The 14,849-nt window shown below is 52.3% G+C and carries 16 protein-coding genes; 12 read left to right on the top strand and 4 right to left on the bottom strand.

Features of this window, described 5'->3' with window-relative positions; translation table 11 throughout:
• Positions 1 to 50: 50 nt before the first annotated feature.
• On the bottom strand, positions 51 to 1,514 hold the full coding sequence (locus tag OOT00_RS02965; RefSeq protein WP_265423800.1) for an Rne/Rng family ribonuclease: 1,464 nt from the start codon (positions 1,512 to 1,514) through the stop codon (positions 51 to 53).
• A gap of 566 nt (positions 1,515 to 2,080) precedes the next feature.
• On the opposite strand from OOT00_RS02965, the gene leuS reads away from it, so the two are divergent.
• Both leuS and lptE read left to right on the top strand, forming a co-directional pair.
• Positions 2,081 to 4,669 (top strand): leucine--tRNA ligase, encoded by a 2,589-nt coding sequence (gene leuS / locus OOT00_RS02970; RefSeq protein ID WP_438266393.1) that lies wholly within the window; start codon positions 2,081 to 2,083, stop codon positions 4,667 to 4,669.
• Positions 4,670 to 4,881: 212 nt separating this feature from the next.
• Complete coding sequence (gene lptE / locus OOT00_RS02975) at positions 4,882 to 5,280, top strand: LPS assembly lipoprotein LptE (protein ID WP_265423802.1); 399 nt, start codon at positions 4,882 to 4,884, stop codon at positions 5,278 to 5,280.
• A 94-nt stretch (positions 5,281 to 5,374) separates the two neighbouring features.
• Here lptE and rpsT read toward each other — a convergent pair whose 3' ends face one another.
• Entirely contained in the window at positions 5,375 to 5,638 is a 264-nt protein-coding gene (gene rpsT / locus OOT00_RS02980) for a 30S ribosomal protein S20 (RefSeq protein WP_265423803.1), read from the bottom strand.
• Positions 5,639 to 5,927: 289 nt separating this feature from the next.
• Between rpsT and OOT00_RS02985 the strand changes: the two genes are divergently transcribed.
• The 5 genes from OOT00_RS02985 to OOT00_RS03005 all read left to right on the top strand — a co-directional run bounded on the left by OOT00_RS02985 (position 5,928) and on the right by OOT00_RS03005 (position 10,293).
• The gene (locus OOT00_RS02985; protein ID WP_265423804.1) at positions 5,928 to 6,335 is read left to right on the top strand and encodes a DUF2914 domain-containing protein; all 408 of its coding nucleotides are present in this window, start codon (positions 5,928 to 5,930) and stop codon (positions 6,333 to 6,335) included.
• 184 nt (positions 6,336 to 6,519) lie between these two features.
• On the top strand, positions 6,520 to 8,091 hold the full coding sequence (locus tag OOT00_RS02990) for an NAD(P)/FAD-dependent oxidoreductase (RefSeq protein ID WP_265423947.1): 1,572 nt from the start codon (positions 6,520 to 6,522) through the stop codon (positions 8,089 to 8,091).
• A gap of 43 nt (positions 8,092 to 8,134) precedes the next feature.
• Positions 8,135 to 9,703, top strand: coding sequence for a murein biosynthesis integral membrane protein MurJ (gene murJ / locus OOT00_RS02995; RefSeq protein ID WP_265423805.1), 1,569 nt, complete (start codon positions 8,135 to 8,137; stop codon positions 9,701 to 9,703).
• The gene (locus OOT00_RS03000) at positions 9,700 to 10,008 is read left to right on the top strand and encodes an FtsB family cell division protein (protein ID WP_265423806.1); all 309 of its coding nucleotides are present in this window, start codon (positions 9,700 to 9,702) and stop codon (positions 10,006 to 10,008) included. The genes murJ and OOT00_RS03000 overlap by 4 nt, the downstream gene beginning before the upstream one ends.
• Before the next feature lie 90 nt (positions 10,009 to 10,098).
• A complete protein-coding gene (locus tag OOT00_RS03005; protein ID WP_265423807.1) occupies positions 10,099 to 10,293 on the top strand; it encodes a hypothetical protein in 195 nt (64 codons plus the stop codon).
• A gap of 16 nt (positions 10,294 to 10,309) precedes the next feature.
• Here the strand turns inward: OOT00_RS03005 and OOT00_RS03010 are convergent, their stop codons facing one another.
• A complete protein-coding gene (locus OOT00_RS03010) occupies positions 10,310 to 11,074 on the bottom strand; it encodes an RNA methyltransferase (RefSeq protein WP_265423808.1) in 765 nt (254 codons plus the stop codon).
• Positions 11,075 to 11,076: 2 nt separating this feature from the next.
• Positions 11,077 to 11,490: a nucleoside-diphosphate kinase gene (gene ndk, locus OOT00_RS03015; protein ID WP_265423809.1), complete on the bottom strand. Its 414-nt coding sequence runs from the start codon at positions 11,488 to 11,490 to the stop codon at positions 11,077 to 11,079.
• A 268-nt stretch (positions 11,491 to 11,758) separates the two neighbouring features.
• Here ndk and gspG point away from each other — a divergent pair, with 268 nt between their 5' ends.
• From gspG to OOT00_RS03040, 5 genes are read left to right on the top strand one after another with little or no spacing between them, the layout of a single operon-like run.
• The gene (gene gspG / locus OOT00_RS03020) at positions 11,759 to 12,193 is read left to right on the top strand and encodes a type II secretion system major pseudopilin GspG (protein WP_265423810.1); all 435 of its coding nucleotides are present in this window, start codon (positions 11,759 to 11,761) and stop codon (positions 12,191 to 12,193) included.
• Positions 12,183 to 12,686, top strand: coding sequence for a pilus assembly FimT family protein (locus OOT00_RS03025; protein ID WP_265423811.1), 504 nt, complete (start codon positions 12,183 to 12,185; stop codon positions 12,684 to 12,686). Before gspG ends, OOT00_RS03025 begins: the two co-directional genes overlap by 11 nt.
• Positions 12,679 to 13,080 carry a type IV pilus modification PilV family protein gene (locus OOT00_RS03030; protein WP_265423812.1) on the top strand — a complete coding sequence of 134 codons (402 nt, stop codon included), beginning with the start codon at positions 12,679 to 12,681 and terminating at the stop codon, positions 13,078 to 13,080. Before OOT00_RS03025 ends, OOT00_RS03030 begins: the two co-directional genes overlap by 8 nt.
• Complete coding sequence (locus tag OOT00_RS03035) at positions 13,077 to 13,793, top strand: type II secretion system protein GspJ (protein ID WP_265423813.1); 717 nt, start codon at positions 13,077 to 13,079, stop codon at positions 13,791 to 13,793. The genes OOT00_RS03030 and OOT00_RS03035 overlap by 4 nt, the downstream gene beginning before the upstream one ends.
• A complete protein-coding gene (locus OOT00_RS03040; protein ID WP_265423814.1) occupies positions 13,793 to 14,845 on the top strand; it encodes a type II secretion system minor pseudopilin in 1,053 nt (350 codons plus the stop codon). Before OOT00_RS03035 ends, OOT00_RS03040 begins: the two co-directional genes overlap by 1 nt.
• Positions 14,846 to 14,849: the final 4 nt, after the last annotated feature.

The raw sequence follows: 14,849 nt of genomic DNA on the forward strand, positions 1-14,849 counted from the left end.
AACATATAAGGGGGCCGTGGGCCACAGTCCAGCTGGTCTCTGAAACAGGATCAGGGAGAGCAGAGGATTTCAGAGTGCCCGGGGATCATGCTGGCATCTGCTTCAATGAGAATGCTGAGTCCCCTGCGCTGCTCTATTTCAAGAAGTTCGGATCGTTTCCGGTTGAGTACGTAGAGGGCCACATCCGGTGGAAGCAGGCCCCGTACGTTTTTAATGTCGGGTTTAAGGGTTTCCAGCCGCAGTTTCCGTAAAAAAGTCAGGGCCAGACTGTCTGTGGAAAAAGTCAGGCCCCGGCCTGAACAGTGAGGGCAGGGTACAAGACTGCCGAAACTGATGGACGGACGCAGGCGCTGGCGGCTCAATTCCAGAAGACCGAACTGAGAAATTTTGCCTACTTTCGTGCGCGCTTTATCTTTTTTGAGCTCCTCTTTGATCTTTTTTTCTACGGCAGCCCGATGTTTGGCGTCCCGCATATCGATAAAGTCAATGACGAGAAGGCCGCCCATATCACGGATACGCAGCTGGCGGGCAATTTCCTCTGCGGCCTCCAGGTTGCTTTGAAAAGCTGTTTCTTCAATGGAACCTTTTTGAGTGGCTTTGCCGGAGTTTACATCGATGGAGACAAGGGCTTCGGTTTGATCAATCACGATGGACCCGCCAGATTTCAGAGGGACTCTGGATTCAAAGATGGTCCGGATCTGTTCTTCCAGCTGGTATTTGGTAAAGATAGGTTTTTCGCCCCGGTAATGCTTGATGCAGCTGCCCTGTTTGGGAGCAATCAGTTCCACAAATTTTTTGATTTCTTTGTAGGCATCCACATTGTCGATGAGCACTTCCGAAACTTCCGGAGTCAGGGAATCCCTGATGGCCCGCATGGCCAGATTCTGTTCTCTGTAGAGGGGCGCGGGGCCTTCCACTTCCATGGCTTTCTGATTAATATTTTTCCAGAGCCGGAGGAGGTAGTTGAGGTCTTTACTCAGAACGGTTTTGGTGCAGCTTTTTCCGGCTGTACGGATGATGGCCCCAAAACCATCGGGCAGGGTGAGCTTGTCCAGAAGGTCTTTGAGCCGAGAGCGTTCTTCTTCTTCCTCTATTTTACGGGAAATACCCTTGTTGGTCGATCCGGGCATCAGAACAAGGTGGCGTCCGGGCAGGGAAAGAAAGGTGGTGAGCATGGCACCTTTCTTCATCACAGGATCTTTGGTTACCTGAACAATGATTTCCTGCCCTTTTTTGATGAGGTTTTTGATGTGGGGTTTGCCGGACGGGCATTCCTGAAAGTAGTCTGTGTGGATTTCCTGAAACTGGAGAAAGCCGTTACGTTCGGCCCCGTAATCCACGAAGGCGGCCTGAAGACTGGGTTCCACATGGCTGACAATGGCTTTGTAGATGTTGCCCTGAGTGATTTCACGGGCAGCAGTTTCGAGGACAAAGTCTTCGAGTCGGTTGTCGATGACAGTGGCTATCCTGCATTCTTCGGCATCAACGGCATTGATCAGAATTTTTGTGCTCATAGTGGTAATAATTCGTCCCGCGGATGGGGCAACGGGCGAAACGGACCTTTCGAGTGAGGTTGATGTTGAAAAGTGTGCCGGTTCCTCTGAATGTCCTGGCGAGATTCACCGGATTCGGTATGGTGGCAGGGAAGGCGGAAAGATCAGGGGCGGAGAGGGAAGCCTGCCTGTATCCGGTAAACTTCTTTGGAATTCCTGCGCATTCCATGCATCAGGTACAATCTTGTCAGAGAATGGGAAAAGCGGCGGGTACATCCTTAAAGCCAAATGGATTTACGGGCTGGATCGGAACACTTTTGTCTGCTTGTATGCAATTGTCATGTTTGCGTCAATGTTTTTTTGTGTCACAGCGTTTGCCCGGCATAGGTTTTTCGGTGGATTTCTTGCCATTTTTGTTTCTTTGTGGCATTCAAGGCAGCTGTTGTGTGGCGTTGATTTCTGCTATGAAAGGGCCATCCCCGGTTTGATATGGGGATTTTTGGTATAATAACCGGAAAAGGGCAGGAAGTCTGATTTTCCCGGCGGCAAAGCCGCCCACCATAGAGAAGGGGAGGAAGCAGCCGATGTTGTCAGAAAGTTACAATCCCATGGATATTGAAAATAAGTGGCAGCAGAAGTGGGATGCTGACGGGGTGTTCAGAGTCCATGAGGACCTTCAGAAACCCAAATACTATCTTCTTGAAATGTTTCCTTATCCTTCTGGCAAAATCCATATGGGTCATGTGCGTAATTATACCATCGGAGATGTGGTGGCCCGGTATAAGCGCATGCGGGGATTCAATGTGCTGCATCCCATGGGCTGGGATGCCTTTGGTATGCCTGCGGAAAACGCTGCCATTCAGAACCGGACCCATCCGGCTGCCTGGACCTATGAAAATATAGCTTCCATGCGGAAGCAGTTGAAGCGTCTGGGGTTCAGTTATGACTGGGACAGGGAGATAGCCACCTGTACCCCGGAATATTACCGGTGGGAACAGTGGCTTTTTATCCGTATGTTTGAAAAAGGTATGGTGTATCGTAAAGAATCTTTTGTCAATTTCTGTGATCCCTGCCAGACGGTTCTTGCCAATGAGCAGGTGGAGGATGGGGCCTGCTGGCGTTGCGGTAAGGAAGTTCGCCAGAAAAAGCTGTGGCAGTGGTATTTTCGTATTACGGATTTTGCTCAGGATCTCCTGGATCATTGCGACAGGCTTCCGGGCTGGCCGGAAAAAGTTACTACCATGCAGAAAAACTGGATCGGGAAATCGACAGGAGCCCGTATCTGCTTTGGCATAGAGGGCAGGGATGGGGCCATTGATGTCTTTACCACAAGGCCGGATACCCTTTATGGTGCCAGTTTTGTCTGTCTGGCTCCGGAGCATCCACTGGTAACTGAGCTGGCAGCTGGTACGGATCAGGAAGCTGATGTGGCCGCTTTTCTGGTAAAAATGGCTCGTCAGGAGCGTACGGCCAAGGCCATAGAAACGGCGGAAAAGGAGGGTGTCTTTACGGGGGGCTATGCCCTGAATCCCGTCAATGGAGCCCGGGTTCCCATCTATGCGGGAAACTTTGTTCTCATGGAGTATGGTACCGGTGCTGTGATGGGTGTTCCAGCCCATGATCAGAGGGATTTTGATTTTGCCATCCGGTATGACCTGCCCCGCCCTGTGGTGGTGCAGCCGGAAGGCCGTGTGCCAGCGGAGGATGGTTTTTCAGAGGCCTGGACAGGCCCGGGTCTTCTGGTGAATTCCGGGGAATTTACGGGTATGGGAAATGAAGTGGCCCAGTCTGCCATTGCCGAATGGCTGGAAGCCAGGGGGCTTGGGGAAAAGGCAGAACGCTTTCGTCTGCGGGACTGGGGTATTTCAAGGCAGCGGTACTGGGGTACTCCCATTCCCATGATTCACTGTGATGACTGCGGCATCGTGCCAGTGCCTGAAAAGGACTTGCCTGTCCGCCTTCCGGAGGAGGCCAGGCTTCTTGAAAATGGCGGTTCTCCTCTGGCCAGGCTTGCCTCTTTCTACGAAGTGGCCTGTCCGAAGTGTGGCCGTAAAGCCCGGCGGGATACGGACACCATGGATACTTTTGTGGAGTCCAGCTGGTATTTTCTGCGTTACTGCAGTCCGGGGGAAGAAAGGGCCATTTTTAACAAAGATGCGGTGGCATACTGGATGCCCGTGGATCAGTATATAGGTGGTGTGGAACATGCTGTGATGCATCTACTATACTCCCGCTATTTTACCCGCGTTCTGGAAGCAGATGGGCTTGTGGATTTCAAGGAGCCCTTCACCAGGCTGCTGACCCAGGGAATGGTGTGTAAAGAAACGACAACCTGCGAAGAACATGGCTTTCTCTACCCGGAAGAGGTTGATTTTTCAGGAAGTACACCGGTGTGTACCCGGTGCGGCAACCCTGTTACCATTGGCCGTGTGGAAAAAATGAGCAAGTCCAAACGGAACGTGGTGGATCCCACTGTGCTGCTGAATCGATACGGGGCTGACACCACAAGGCTGTTTTGTCTTTTTGCCGCGCCTCCGGAAAGAGATCTGGAGTGGAGTGACACCGGTGTGGAAGGTGCTTTCCGTTTTGTGAACAGGGTATGGCGTCTGGTGTTGCGGTATCAGTCGGTGGCCCGGGACGCGATTGCCTATGATGGAGATCTGGCGGCTTTGAGTGAGGGAGACCGGGATCTTTTTCGGAAAACCCACCAGACCATAAAAAAAGTGGCGGAGGATGTGGACCGCTTTCATTTTAATACGGCCATCAGTGCTGTTATGGAGCTGGTGAATGCCGTGTTTGCCTGCGGTGAGAAGGGTGAAGAGATGGGACATCCGGGGGTGGTTCGCCATCTTCTGGAATCCGTATGTATGATGCTGGCGCCTGTAGTTCCCCACCTTAGCGAAGAAATCTGGTCTGCCTTGGGGGGCGAAGGGTATCTTGCAGAAAAAGCATGGCCTTTATGGCGGGAAGATGCTCTTCAGGAAGACAGGATGCTGGTTGTGGTACAGGTGAACGGCAAGCTGAGGGACCGTGTGACCCTTGCTGCGGATGCGGATGAGGCAGCTATCCAGTCGGCGGCTCTGGCATGCGAAGGTGCCCTTCGCTTTATGGAAGGCAAAGAGGTGAAAAAAGTCATTGTGGTAAGGGGAAAACTTGTCAATATTGTTGTGGCCTGATCGTTAGCCTGGGATTTTTTTTCGGGTTCGGCTGTCCGGTGAGCAAGACCGGACAGCTTTTTATGGGTTTCTTTGACAGGTGGTCAACAATGAACAAGATAATTTTCCGGCAATATCTACCTGCTTTTTTGTTCCTTTTTTGTTTGCTGGGGGGGTGTGGTTACGGGTTTTCCGGTTCGGGAGTTTTGCCGGGGGGGGTCCAGCATATTTATGTGGCCCTTGTAACCGACCGTGTAGGTGAGGCTGGTCTGGCCACACGCATGACCGATGATCTGGTTTATGTGATGGTCCGTAGTCCTCAGGGGGCTGCTGCCGACAATGCGGATGGGGCGGATGCCTTTCTGGAGGGAGAGATCCGTTCCGTATCCCAGACTGCTTTATCCCGTACGGCCGGAGATACGGATATTGAAAGGCGTGTGACCCTTACGGGCTTTTTTGTGCTGAGGGCAAAGGATGGTCGCGTGCTCTGGCAGCGGGAAATGCGGGAGGATGAGGTTTATTCTGTGGGAGGGAATAAGGCGGCAACGGAAAGCAACAGGAGGAATGCCCTGGAAACGGCATCTCTTCGCATGGCGGAGCAGGTAGTGGCCCGCATGGGGGATGACTTCTAGGTTTCCATTATGCATGAAGGAATATACATAAAAAAAGGATACCTGTCTTAAGATAGGTATCCTTATGATTACGGATGGGAAAAAAAGCTGTTTGTCAGGCGCTTGCCTTGTTGATCAGCTGGGCGAGACGGGAAACCTTGCGGCTGGCGGTATTCCGGTGGATCACGCCTTTTTTGGCGGCCTTGTCAATGGCAGCGGTAGTTTTCTGCAGAGCTTCGCCTGCAGCTGCCGGATCTTTTTCAATGAGACCGCGAAGATGAGTGATAGCGGTCTTTACCTGACTTTTAATGCCACGATTACGCACTCTGCGGACTTCATTCTGTCTGGCCCGTTTTTTGGCGGATTTATGGTTTGCCAAAGTGATACTCCTTCTTGCATTGTAAATAATTTTCAAGGTGATCAAAACCAGCAGGTTTATATTTCCTAAAAAATAAAAACTAGACCTTTTAAGCCCCTATGTCAATCTTTTTTCAGCTACGTTTTTTGCCCTGACCGCGTCTGATCAAAACGAAGCTGTGGTTTTCCGGGGCGGTGAAGCGAAAAGGTGTATTTTGATTCCATATGGATTATAAGGACTCTGCACCCACCGTGTACCCGTTCGGGACAAGGCCTGGTGGGGGAGTTTTTTCATACGAAAGGAGTTTTTTGTGAAAAAGTGTATCTGCATCGGTACTGTAGCCATTTTGGTATTTTTTCTCTCTGTTTTGTCCGTTCCTGCACAGGGACGGGAACCTGATTTTGCAATTCACCGTGTTGTGTTTGCCAAGGGTATAGAAAACAGGGAACCCGTAGGAGCGGCGGTTGTGTTTGCTGCGGGAACCCCTAAGGTTTATTGTTTTATTGAAGCGCTTGATATTGTAAAGGATACAACTCTGACCGTTATCTGGATCCATGAGGGTGAAGAGGTTCATCTGACCGAACTGCCCCTTTCTGCCGGGCCCCGGTGGAGAACGCGGGCGGAAAAGACTATCCGTGGTTTTAATGGTAGCTGGCAGGTTGAGATCCGTGATGGTACGGGTAGTCTTGTCAGTGCGGCAGGATTCCGGGTGGAGTAGGGCCTGATTTGCCGGTGTCCGAATGGAAAAGGAGGACCGCTGCGTGTTTTGTGTGCTGGGTAAAACAGGGCATGGCCGGGTATTCTTTGAAGCGACAGGGTTTTATCGGGTAAAAATCTGCTTTTTATGATGGACAGGCCTAGGAAGGACGATAGTGCCGGAGAAGGACGGACCTTTGCAGCTTGTGATCAGTAATGTGAAAATTCCGGTAGAAGAATATGGTCCTGAGGCCTGCCTTGAGGCAGTACGTCATCGGCTCGGGTGCTGTGATAATGTCCGGATTGTCAGGATGCTCAGCAGGATTCTTGATATGCGGGACCCTGAGCAGTTTTATTACACCCTGACCATGGTGGCAGAAACAAGCGATGATGCGGTATGCAAAGGGTGCTTTCCCGTTTATGTGGAGCCGCCTGTCCCGGATAGAAAAAAGGTGGATGCAGACCGGAAACCCATTGTGGTTGGCTTTGGACCGGCTGGAATGTTTGCTGCTCTGGAGCTTCTGGAGCATGGACTGAAACCAGTTATTGTTGAGCGCGGTAAAACCATAGAAGAGCGCACGCTGGATGTGGAGCGATTTATCCGTGAGCGCCGATTGAACCCGGAGTCCAATATCCAGTTTGGGGAAGGCGGTGCGGGTTCCTATTCCGACGGGAAACTCTTTTCCCGCAGGAACCGTAATTCCGGGTATGCGGGAAGGGTGCTGGATACGTTTATTCGTTTTGGTGCACCTCCTGAGATTGCCTATATGGGTAAGCCTCATCTGGGTACGGATGTTTTGTGTCGTATTGTAAGGAATATCAGAAATCATATTCTGCAAAAGGGGGGGGAAATCCATTACAGTTCAAAAATGACGGATATGGTTATCTCCGGAGGCAGAGTGCAGGGGGTCTGCACCAGCAAGGGCGAAACCCTGGAAGCCGATATGGTTTATCTGGCCATGGGACATTCGGCAAGGGACACCTTTTTCCTCCTGCATGAAAAAGGTGTTGCCATGGAACCACGGCCTGTACGCGTTGGTGTGAGGATTGAACACCCTGCGGATACAGTGAATCTGATGCGCTACGGCAGCAAGTATTACCGGCATAAAAATCTGGGTGCTGCCACCTATTCTCTAAACCATACCGACCGCGCCATCAAAAGGGGGGTGTATACCTTCTGTATGTGCCCGGGAGGTGAAGTGGTGAATGCCTCTTCCCATCCCGGTGGCCTGGTGCTGAACGGCATGAGTTATGCTGCAAGGTCTTCTGTTTTTTCCAACGCGGCCTTGGTGGTCACCTGCCATGTGGAAGATTATCCCGGAAAGGATTGTCTTGCAGGATTCCGGTTTCAGGAAGGTATTGAAGCAAAGGCATTGAAAGCAGGCGGTGGGGCATGGCGGGCTCCGGCCCAGAACCTTATGACTTTTTTAGGGGAAAAAAGGGGCTGTTTTTTTCCGGAAACATCCTATAAAATGGGCATTCAAGCCGCAGATATGCATGATATTTTTCCGGATTTTATCCTAGACTGCCTGCATGCCGCTTTTCAGAAGTGGCGCAGGGAGGTACCCCTTTTTGTGTCTGAGGAAGCCTTGCTTATGGCTGCGGAAACGCGGACATCCTCACCGGTTCGGATTCTTCGCAACGAAGAGTATGAGTCCCTGAACGTGAAAGGCTTGTTTCCCATAGGCGAAGGGGCCGGTTATACGGGCGGCATTACCAGTTCTGCCATTGATGCCATAAAAGCTGTGGAAAGACGCATTGCCGCGCACTTTGTCTGATAGCGGAAAACAGTAACCCATTGATTGCGGGATAAGAAAACTGATGGCAGAATCGGAAAAGCGGCAGGTGGCCCGTGCCGTGGGAATTGTGGGAGCGGCAACTCTGCTCAGCCGTGTTCTCGGTTTTGTAAGGGATGCGGTGATCGCTGCTTTTTTTGGGGCTTCCATGGCAGCGGATGCTTTTTTTGTAGCTTTCCGGATTCCCAATCTCATGCGGCGTCTTCTGGCAGAAGGCTCTCTTTCCATGGCCTTTGTGCCCGTATTCAATGCCATTATGGAAAAGGAAGGGCGGGCAGAGGCCTATAAGTTTGCAAGATCCGCTTTCAGGATTCTTGCCCTGATTCTTTTGTTTATTACGGTGATGGGAGTACTGGCGGCTCCCTTCCTTGTTCAGGTGATTGCTCCGGGCTTTGCGGATACGCCGGAAAAAATGGGGCTCACGGTTTTGTTGACCCGTATCACCTTTCCCTATGTGTTTTTTATCTGTCTGGTGGCTCTGACCATGGGCATGTTGAACAGCCTTGGGCATTTTGCTGTTCCGGCCCTTTCACCGGTGGTACTCAATGTTGCCATGATTGCCAGTGTATGGATTCTGGCCAGCCGTTTGGATCCTGCTGTAACGGCACTGGCCATTGGTGTTCTGGGCGGAGGGGTGTTGCAGCTTGCCATGCAGTTGCCCGTTCTCTGGCGCCGAGGGTTCCGGTTCCGGGCCCCGGCCCCCTGGATGCATCCCGGTGTCCGGCGGGTGGGGAAGCTCATGCTGCCCACGGTTTTTGGTGCAGCGGTATATCAGGTAAGTATTGTAATTGGAACACTCCTTGCGTCATTTCTGGAGTCCGGCAGTGTCTCCTATCTGTACTATGCTGACCGGCTGGTGCAGTTCCCTCTGGCTATCTTTGGCATTTCAGCTGCTACAGCCGTGCTGCCGACCCTTTCAAGGCAGGCGGCTTCGGGTCGGATGGAGGATCTGGAAGATACCTTTGGTGAAGCATTGCGGTGGATGCTTTTTATCAATCTGCCTGCCATGGTGGGGCTTGTGGTGCTTGCCCATCCTCTCGTGGCTCTTTTGTTTCAGAGGGGGGCCTTTGATGCCGCAAGCGTTGCAGGAACGGCAACGGCTCTGGTTTATTATAGTGTGGGGCTGTGGGCTTTTGCCTGTGTACGTATTGTGATTTCCGTATTTTATGCCATGCAGGATACCCGTACTCCGGTGATCATGGGTGCCCTTTCTTTGGGTGCTGCGGTTCTTTTTTCCCTGCTGCTCATGCATCCCATGTCTTATGGAGGGCTGGCCCTTGCCACCAGCCTGGGGTCTATGGTGAATTTCGGACTTCTGTCATGGGTACTTTCCCGAAAGGTACCGGGCCTTTTTTCCCTGAAAACCCTTGCCAGTGCCGGCCTCTCCCTTTTGAATTCAGGAATAATGGGCGTTATGGTATATCTTGCAGACCGGGTGGTGGCAGCGAATATGGGGGAAGGGAGTGCGGCAATGGGGGTGCGGGTGCTGGTGGGGATGGCTGTGGGAATGGGCATCTATACCGCTTTGTCTGTAATGATGAAAAGTCCAGAGCTGGCTATGGCTCTGCGCTGGATCCGGAGGCGGAAAAAGTGAAAACCCTATTGCTGTATGCCCTCTGGGTTGCTGTGGCTGCTTTTGGTGCCCGAACCCTCCTGGGAACGGACGGTTTTGTTGATTACAATGCCCTGAGGCAGCAGCATCAGATGCTGCTGGATGAAAAAAAAAGCCTTGCGGTACGCAATGCTGAGCTGAATCGCCGGGTTTGGCGGTTGCAGGAGGACTGGGTATATATAGAAGCCGTGGCCCGTAGGCAGCTGGGTATGGTTCCGGAGCATGCGAAGGTGTATATGTTCAGGGAAACCCGTGGATGGGAAGATGACAGCAGCTTTTTCCCTTAAATGGAGGCGATAGGAAGGTTGCGGATGAATCAATGCGCCCTTGCAGGGGCAGAATCAGTATGCAAATTTTTATTGTAAAGGGAAATAGGGATGGGTGAAAAAAAAATAAGTTCTCTCGACAGGCTGCGTTGTATGCAGGGTCTGCCACCCTTGCCATCTCCTGAAGACAGGGTGGTTGAGAATCTTGAGATATGGCTGGCCTGCCTTCTGGAGCGGCAGTCTTCGCAGCAGATACGAAGACTGCGTGGGGTCTGGTTGAAAGGTGTTCGGCAAGGTCTTCCGTGATGGCCCGGCGGTGCTGTCAGATTGACGGGTTCTTATTCTTCTGGCCATTTTCGTAGCAGTGCTGACCATACCAGAGGATCTGGCGGCAGATGCCCCGTAGCATCCTGACTTCCCTTGCCCTCATGGGCAGACGTGAAATCAGGTGCCGGAAATTGTCCAGCCAGTATTCCGGGTTATCTTCCCGCATAAAATCAATGCGTATCAGAACTTCCTGCATGTGGGCATAAAGGGCTTCCAGTTCTTTGCGGGAAGCGAGTTTTGGTGTGGTTTCCAGTGCCGGTACGGCATCATGGGAAAAAAGGGTGTGGGTTATGATCATTACGGCCTGGGCGAGGTTAAGAGATGAGAAATCGGCTGTGGGAATATGCACAAATGTATGGCAGAGTCGGAGATCATCATTTTCAAGGCCTCTGTCTTCTGGTCCAAAAAGGATGGCTGTTTCATTATGAACGGCCATGCGGCAGACCTGATCCGCGAGCTCATGGGGGGAAAGGAGGCTGCGTTTACGGTTTCTTCCCAGCCTTGCGGTTGTACCGGCTACATAGCCTGCCTGGGCAACAGCCTCTGCCACATTGCCGTACCAGGCAATGCTGTCCACCACATCCCTTGCCGCATGGGTGGCCATGCGATAGATTCTTTCCATATCCGGCTTTTCTTCCGTGACCACCACCAGACGGGAAAACCCCATATTTTTCATGGCTCTTGCTGCGGATCCGATGTTTTCCGGAAACTTCGGGCGACAGAGTACAATTGAAACCTTATCCCGTAACAGGGCTTCCATGGTCAGGCTCGCTCCCTTGTGCTGAAAAAGAAGGCAATTTCTTCCCTTGCCGTTTCTTCTGCATCGGAACCGTGGACGGCATTGCGTTCCAGAGCTGTGGCGAATTCTTTTCTCAGGGAACCTTCTTCGGCTTTTCGGTAATCCGTGGCTCCCATGATTTTTCTCCAGTGAGAAATCGCATTCTCCCGTTCCAGCACAAGGGCTACCAGAGGCCCGGAAGTCATGAAGCTGACAAGGCTGTCAAAAAAGCTTTTTCCTTTATGAGCATGATAGAAGGTGGCAGCTTCATGGGTGGAAAGGTGCAGCATTCGCATGGCGCAGATACGGAATTCTTCCCGTTCCATGCGCTGAATAATGGCACCCACAGCATTGGACGCAACGGCATCCGGCTTGATGAGAGCAAGGGTCTGTTCCATAGTTGAACCTTTCTTCCGGAATGGCCATCCTGAGGAAGGAGGGCTTGTTTCCGCGATGAATCAATTGTGTCAGGCAATGTCCGGACCGGCGGGGCAGCGGATGAAAAAACCGGTCCGGGGAATTCCCGAACCGGTAGCTTCTGATTCTTTTTCTAGCAAAGGGTGGATGACGGGTCAAGCCAGCGTTGCCTTTTGTTCTTTTTTTTCGTACACATGTGCGTGTTGAATAAGCTTTTTTAGAGCAGGCGAACTTTTGTATGGAGGTCTGATGAAGGGGATTTTGTCAAAAAAAGGCTTTACCCTGATTGAGGTTATGGTGGTGATAGTCATTCTCGGTATTCTTGCCGGGTGGATTGCGCCTAAACTTCTGGGCAGAACCGATGATGCAAGGAGGGTAAAGGCGGAAATGGATATTGCCTCCTTTGAGACGGCCCTGCGTCTTTACCGTCTGGATATGGGCCGTTATCCTACAACGGAGGAGGGGCTCGAATCTCTGGTCCGGGCTCCGGACAGTGGGGGGGCTCGCTGGAGGGAGGGAGGATACCTGGAAAGCCGGAGAATCCCCCTTGATCCATGGGGGAATGCCTATATTTATCTTTCTCCCGGAATTCATGGAGAGTACGATATCTTTTCCTATGGTGCGGATGGTGTAGCCGGTGGTGAGGGACCCAATGCGGATATCACTTCGTGGGATGAGGACTGAGAACTTGTTGCAGGACTCTGCTGCAGGTTTCACGCTGATGGAACTTATGGTGGTGATGGTCCTCATTGTTCTTATCATGGGGCTCAGTTTTCCGAAAATACGCACAGCCATGGATGGGGATGGGGAGCGACGGGCGGTGGATGCTTTGATTTCCATGCTCCATGCCACGGCTGTGGAGGCTGTGGAGATGAATAGGTCCATTACACTGCAACGGCATCCGGATAAGCGGGGCTTTTACCGGGTTACGGAGGACGAGGGATCAGACAGAGAGTGGTTGTTCCCAGCCCATATGCACCTGTCTGCCATGCGCCGTGCAGGAAAGAATGTGCCCGAAAGTATGGAGTTTACTTTTTATCCCGCGGCGTACGCAGACCCGGTTTTTTTCTGGATAGATGGGGTCAGGGGGCGTAGAACCCTGATTCTGCACCCTCTGCAGAGTCGGGTGGAAATACGGGAAGGTTTTTTGATTCCTGCGGGATGGGATAATGGCTGAACTCCGGAAAAAAGAGAGGGAGTGGGGATTTACGCTTCTTGAGGTTATGATTGCCTTAAGCATTCTGGCCATTGTGCTGACAGCCGTCCTGCGTCTTCATGGTCAGAGCATCCGTCTGCTGGAGCGTTCCAGAACAGCGGTGGTGGCGCCATGGCTGGCAGCCGGGGTTGTCAGCCGATTGGCAACAGCTCTTCCGGATCCTCCTTTACGGCAGGGTAATTTTGATGGTTTTCCCGATTTCAGCTGGAAAGCTTCTGTTACTCCCGCATCCGGTGATGTTACGGGAATGATAGCCGAAGAGGAAAGCCAGCATCTTTTTTGGGTGGGTGTTGAGGTGAGAAGGCACGGAGAAGTGGTGTATTCCATCGGGACCCTCCGGGGGGATCTGCCATGAAGCCGTATGGTTTCCGGAGATCCCTGTCTGATGCGGTGGCCGGAAAGGCGGGGTTTACACTGATGGAAATTCTTGTGGCCATGGTGATTCTTTCCATTATCATGGGAGCCTCTTACGCTTCTTTCAGGGCCATTGCGGGAACGGATCAGGCCCTGGGGCCCATGCTGAAAAATCTGGAACAGGGACGCATGGCCATGGAAAGACTGTCGAAGGATTTCAGGGCTGTATGGGTTTCCCTCCCCCCTTCCTACCGTATACCGGAGCTTTTTGATGATACGGGAGATCCCTTTTATTTTGAAGCGGGAGAAGAGAGGGTGGGCAGCATCATGATGCCCTACGTACGTTTGGCGGCTGATAGCCATCTTCCGTTTTATGGTTCCTCTCTAAGGGGCATTGCCCGGATTGCTTACAGCATACGGGAAAGGTCCGACGGAAGCCTTGCCCTTTTCCGGAGTGACCACCTGCATCCCTATCCGGATGAGGATGCGGAACTCCGTTTTCTTGTTTGTGAGGATGTGACTGTTTTTGAACTGGAATTTCTGGATTCCGACGGAAGGTGGCACAGGGGCTGGGATTCCCAAAGCCGTGATTATGGTTATGGAACGCCCAGATCCGTGCGTATCCGGCTGGAATCAGGATCAGGAGCGGATAAACGGCGCATGGAGACGGAAGTCCTGATTCCCGTTTGGCGAAAAGCGCAGGAAGATCTGTGATGCAGAAGGATTCGGGGATGGCCCTGATAGCCGTACTGAGCATGATGCTGGTGCTGGTGGCTCTGGTGACCACCCTGCACCGGCAGATGGGCAGTCTGGCTGTTACAGCGCAGAAAACCGGGGACCGGATGCAGGCCCGTGCGGCAGCCATGGGAGGGGTGGAGGTGGCAAGAGCCCTTCTTGCCCGGGACAGGGAACTTACGGAAACCGATACCCTTCAGGATATCTGGAATGATCCGGAAATCCTTTATGCGGCGGTGAGTTCGGCAGGTCTGGACCCCCTGCCAGAAGTGCTCATTGAGGATGAGCTGGGAAAGATTCAGGTCAATGCTCTGGTCCATCGACCCAATGAGGTGAACGCAGATCAGGCTCAGCTGTGGGACCGTTTTCTGAAGGTATTGATTCTTCATGATGAAACGCTGATGGGAACCACCCGGCCTTCGGCCATCATCAATCCCCTGATTGACTGGCTGGATTCCGAAGATGACGACAGGGTAACGGGCCTGGATGGTGCGGAAGCCGATTATTATGCCACACTGGATCCTCCCTATGCCCCCCGCAACGGGCCTTTTACGGATCTTTCCGAACTGCAGCGGGTACGGGGCATTACACCGGAACTCTGGGATCGTGTGGGAGGAGCGGAAGGGCTTGGCAGGGTTATGACCGTATGGAACGGAGAAACCCGTTCCGGACGGCGTATACAGGTGGATGGCCGGATCAACATCAACACGGCCCCACAGGAAGTGATTGCGGCCCTGATCACGGAGATGTCCAGCCTGCATATGGCGGCGGAAATTCAGGGTTTTCGCGATGAAAAGAGTGAGGGGATCTATATAAACGAACTGGAAGGCAACTGGTACCGGCGCTGTACCGGCTGTGAGGATGTGCCACTGGCAGAAAATCTTATTACCCGCCGAAGCGATATTTTCCGCATCATTTCCCGTGCCGCTCAGAATGGCAGTGCGGTGGAGATTACTGTCATTGTCAGGCGGGAGAAAGATAATGAAACCGGTCGTTTTTTCTGCAGAATCTTGCGGTGGCATGAAGAATAGCCTA

The sequence above is a fragment of the Desulfobotulus pelophilus genome (genome assembly GCF_026155325.1).
In the GTDB taxonomy this organism is placed as follows: domain Bacteria; phylum Desulfobacterota; class Desulfobacteria; order Desulfobacterales; family ASO4-4; genus Desulfobotulus; species Desulfobotulus pelophilus.

Excerpts from the sequence above, each read along its gene's own strand:
- OOT00_RS02965 (WP_265423800.1), bottom strand. The coding sequence starts at position 1,514 with ATGAGCACAAAAATTCTGATCAATGCCGTTGATGCCGAAGAATGCAGG.
- murJ (WP_265423805.1), top strand. The coding sequence starts at position 8,135 with ATGGCAGAATCGGAAAAGCGGCAGGTGGCCCGTGCCGTGGGAATTGTG.
- OOT00_RS03005 (WP_265423807.1), top strand. The coding sequence starts at position 10,099 with ATGGGTGAAAAAAAAATAAGTTCTCTCGACAGGCTGCGTTGTATGCAG.
- OOT00_RS03010 (WP_265423808.1), bottom strand. The coding sequence starts at position 11,074 with ATGGAAGCCCTGTTACGGGATAAGGTTTCAATTGTACTCTGTCGCCCG.
- ndk (WP_265423809.1), bottom strand. The coding sequence starts at position 11,490 with ATGGAACAGACCCTTGCTCTCATCAAGCCGGATGCCGTTGCGTCCAAT.
- gspG (WP_265423810.1), top strand. The coding sequence starts at position 11,759 with ATGAAGGGGATTTTGTCAAAAAAAGGCTTTACCCTGATTGAGGTTATG.
- OOT00_RS03025 (WP_265423811.1), top strand. The coding sequence starts at position 12,183 with ATGAGGACTGAGAACTTGTTGCAGGACTCTGCTGCAGGTTTCACGCTG.
- OOT00_RS03030 (WP_265423812.1), top strand. The coding sequence starts at position 12,679 with ATGGCTGAACTCCGGAAAAAAGAGAGGGAGTGGGGATTTACGCTTCTT.
- OOT00_RS03035 (WP_265423813.1), top strand. The coding sequence starts at position 13,077 with ATGAAGCCGTATGGTTTCCGGAGATCCCTGTCTGATGCGGTGGCCGGA.
- OOT00_RS03040 (WP_265423814.1), top strand. The coding sequence starts at position 13,793 with ATGCAGAAGGATTCGGGGATGGCCCTGATAGCCGTACTGAGCATGATG.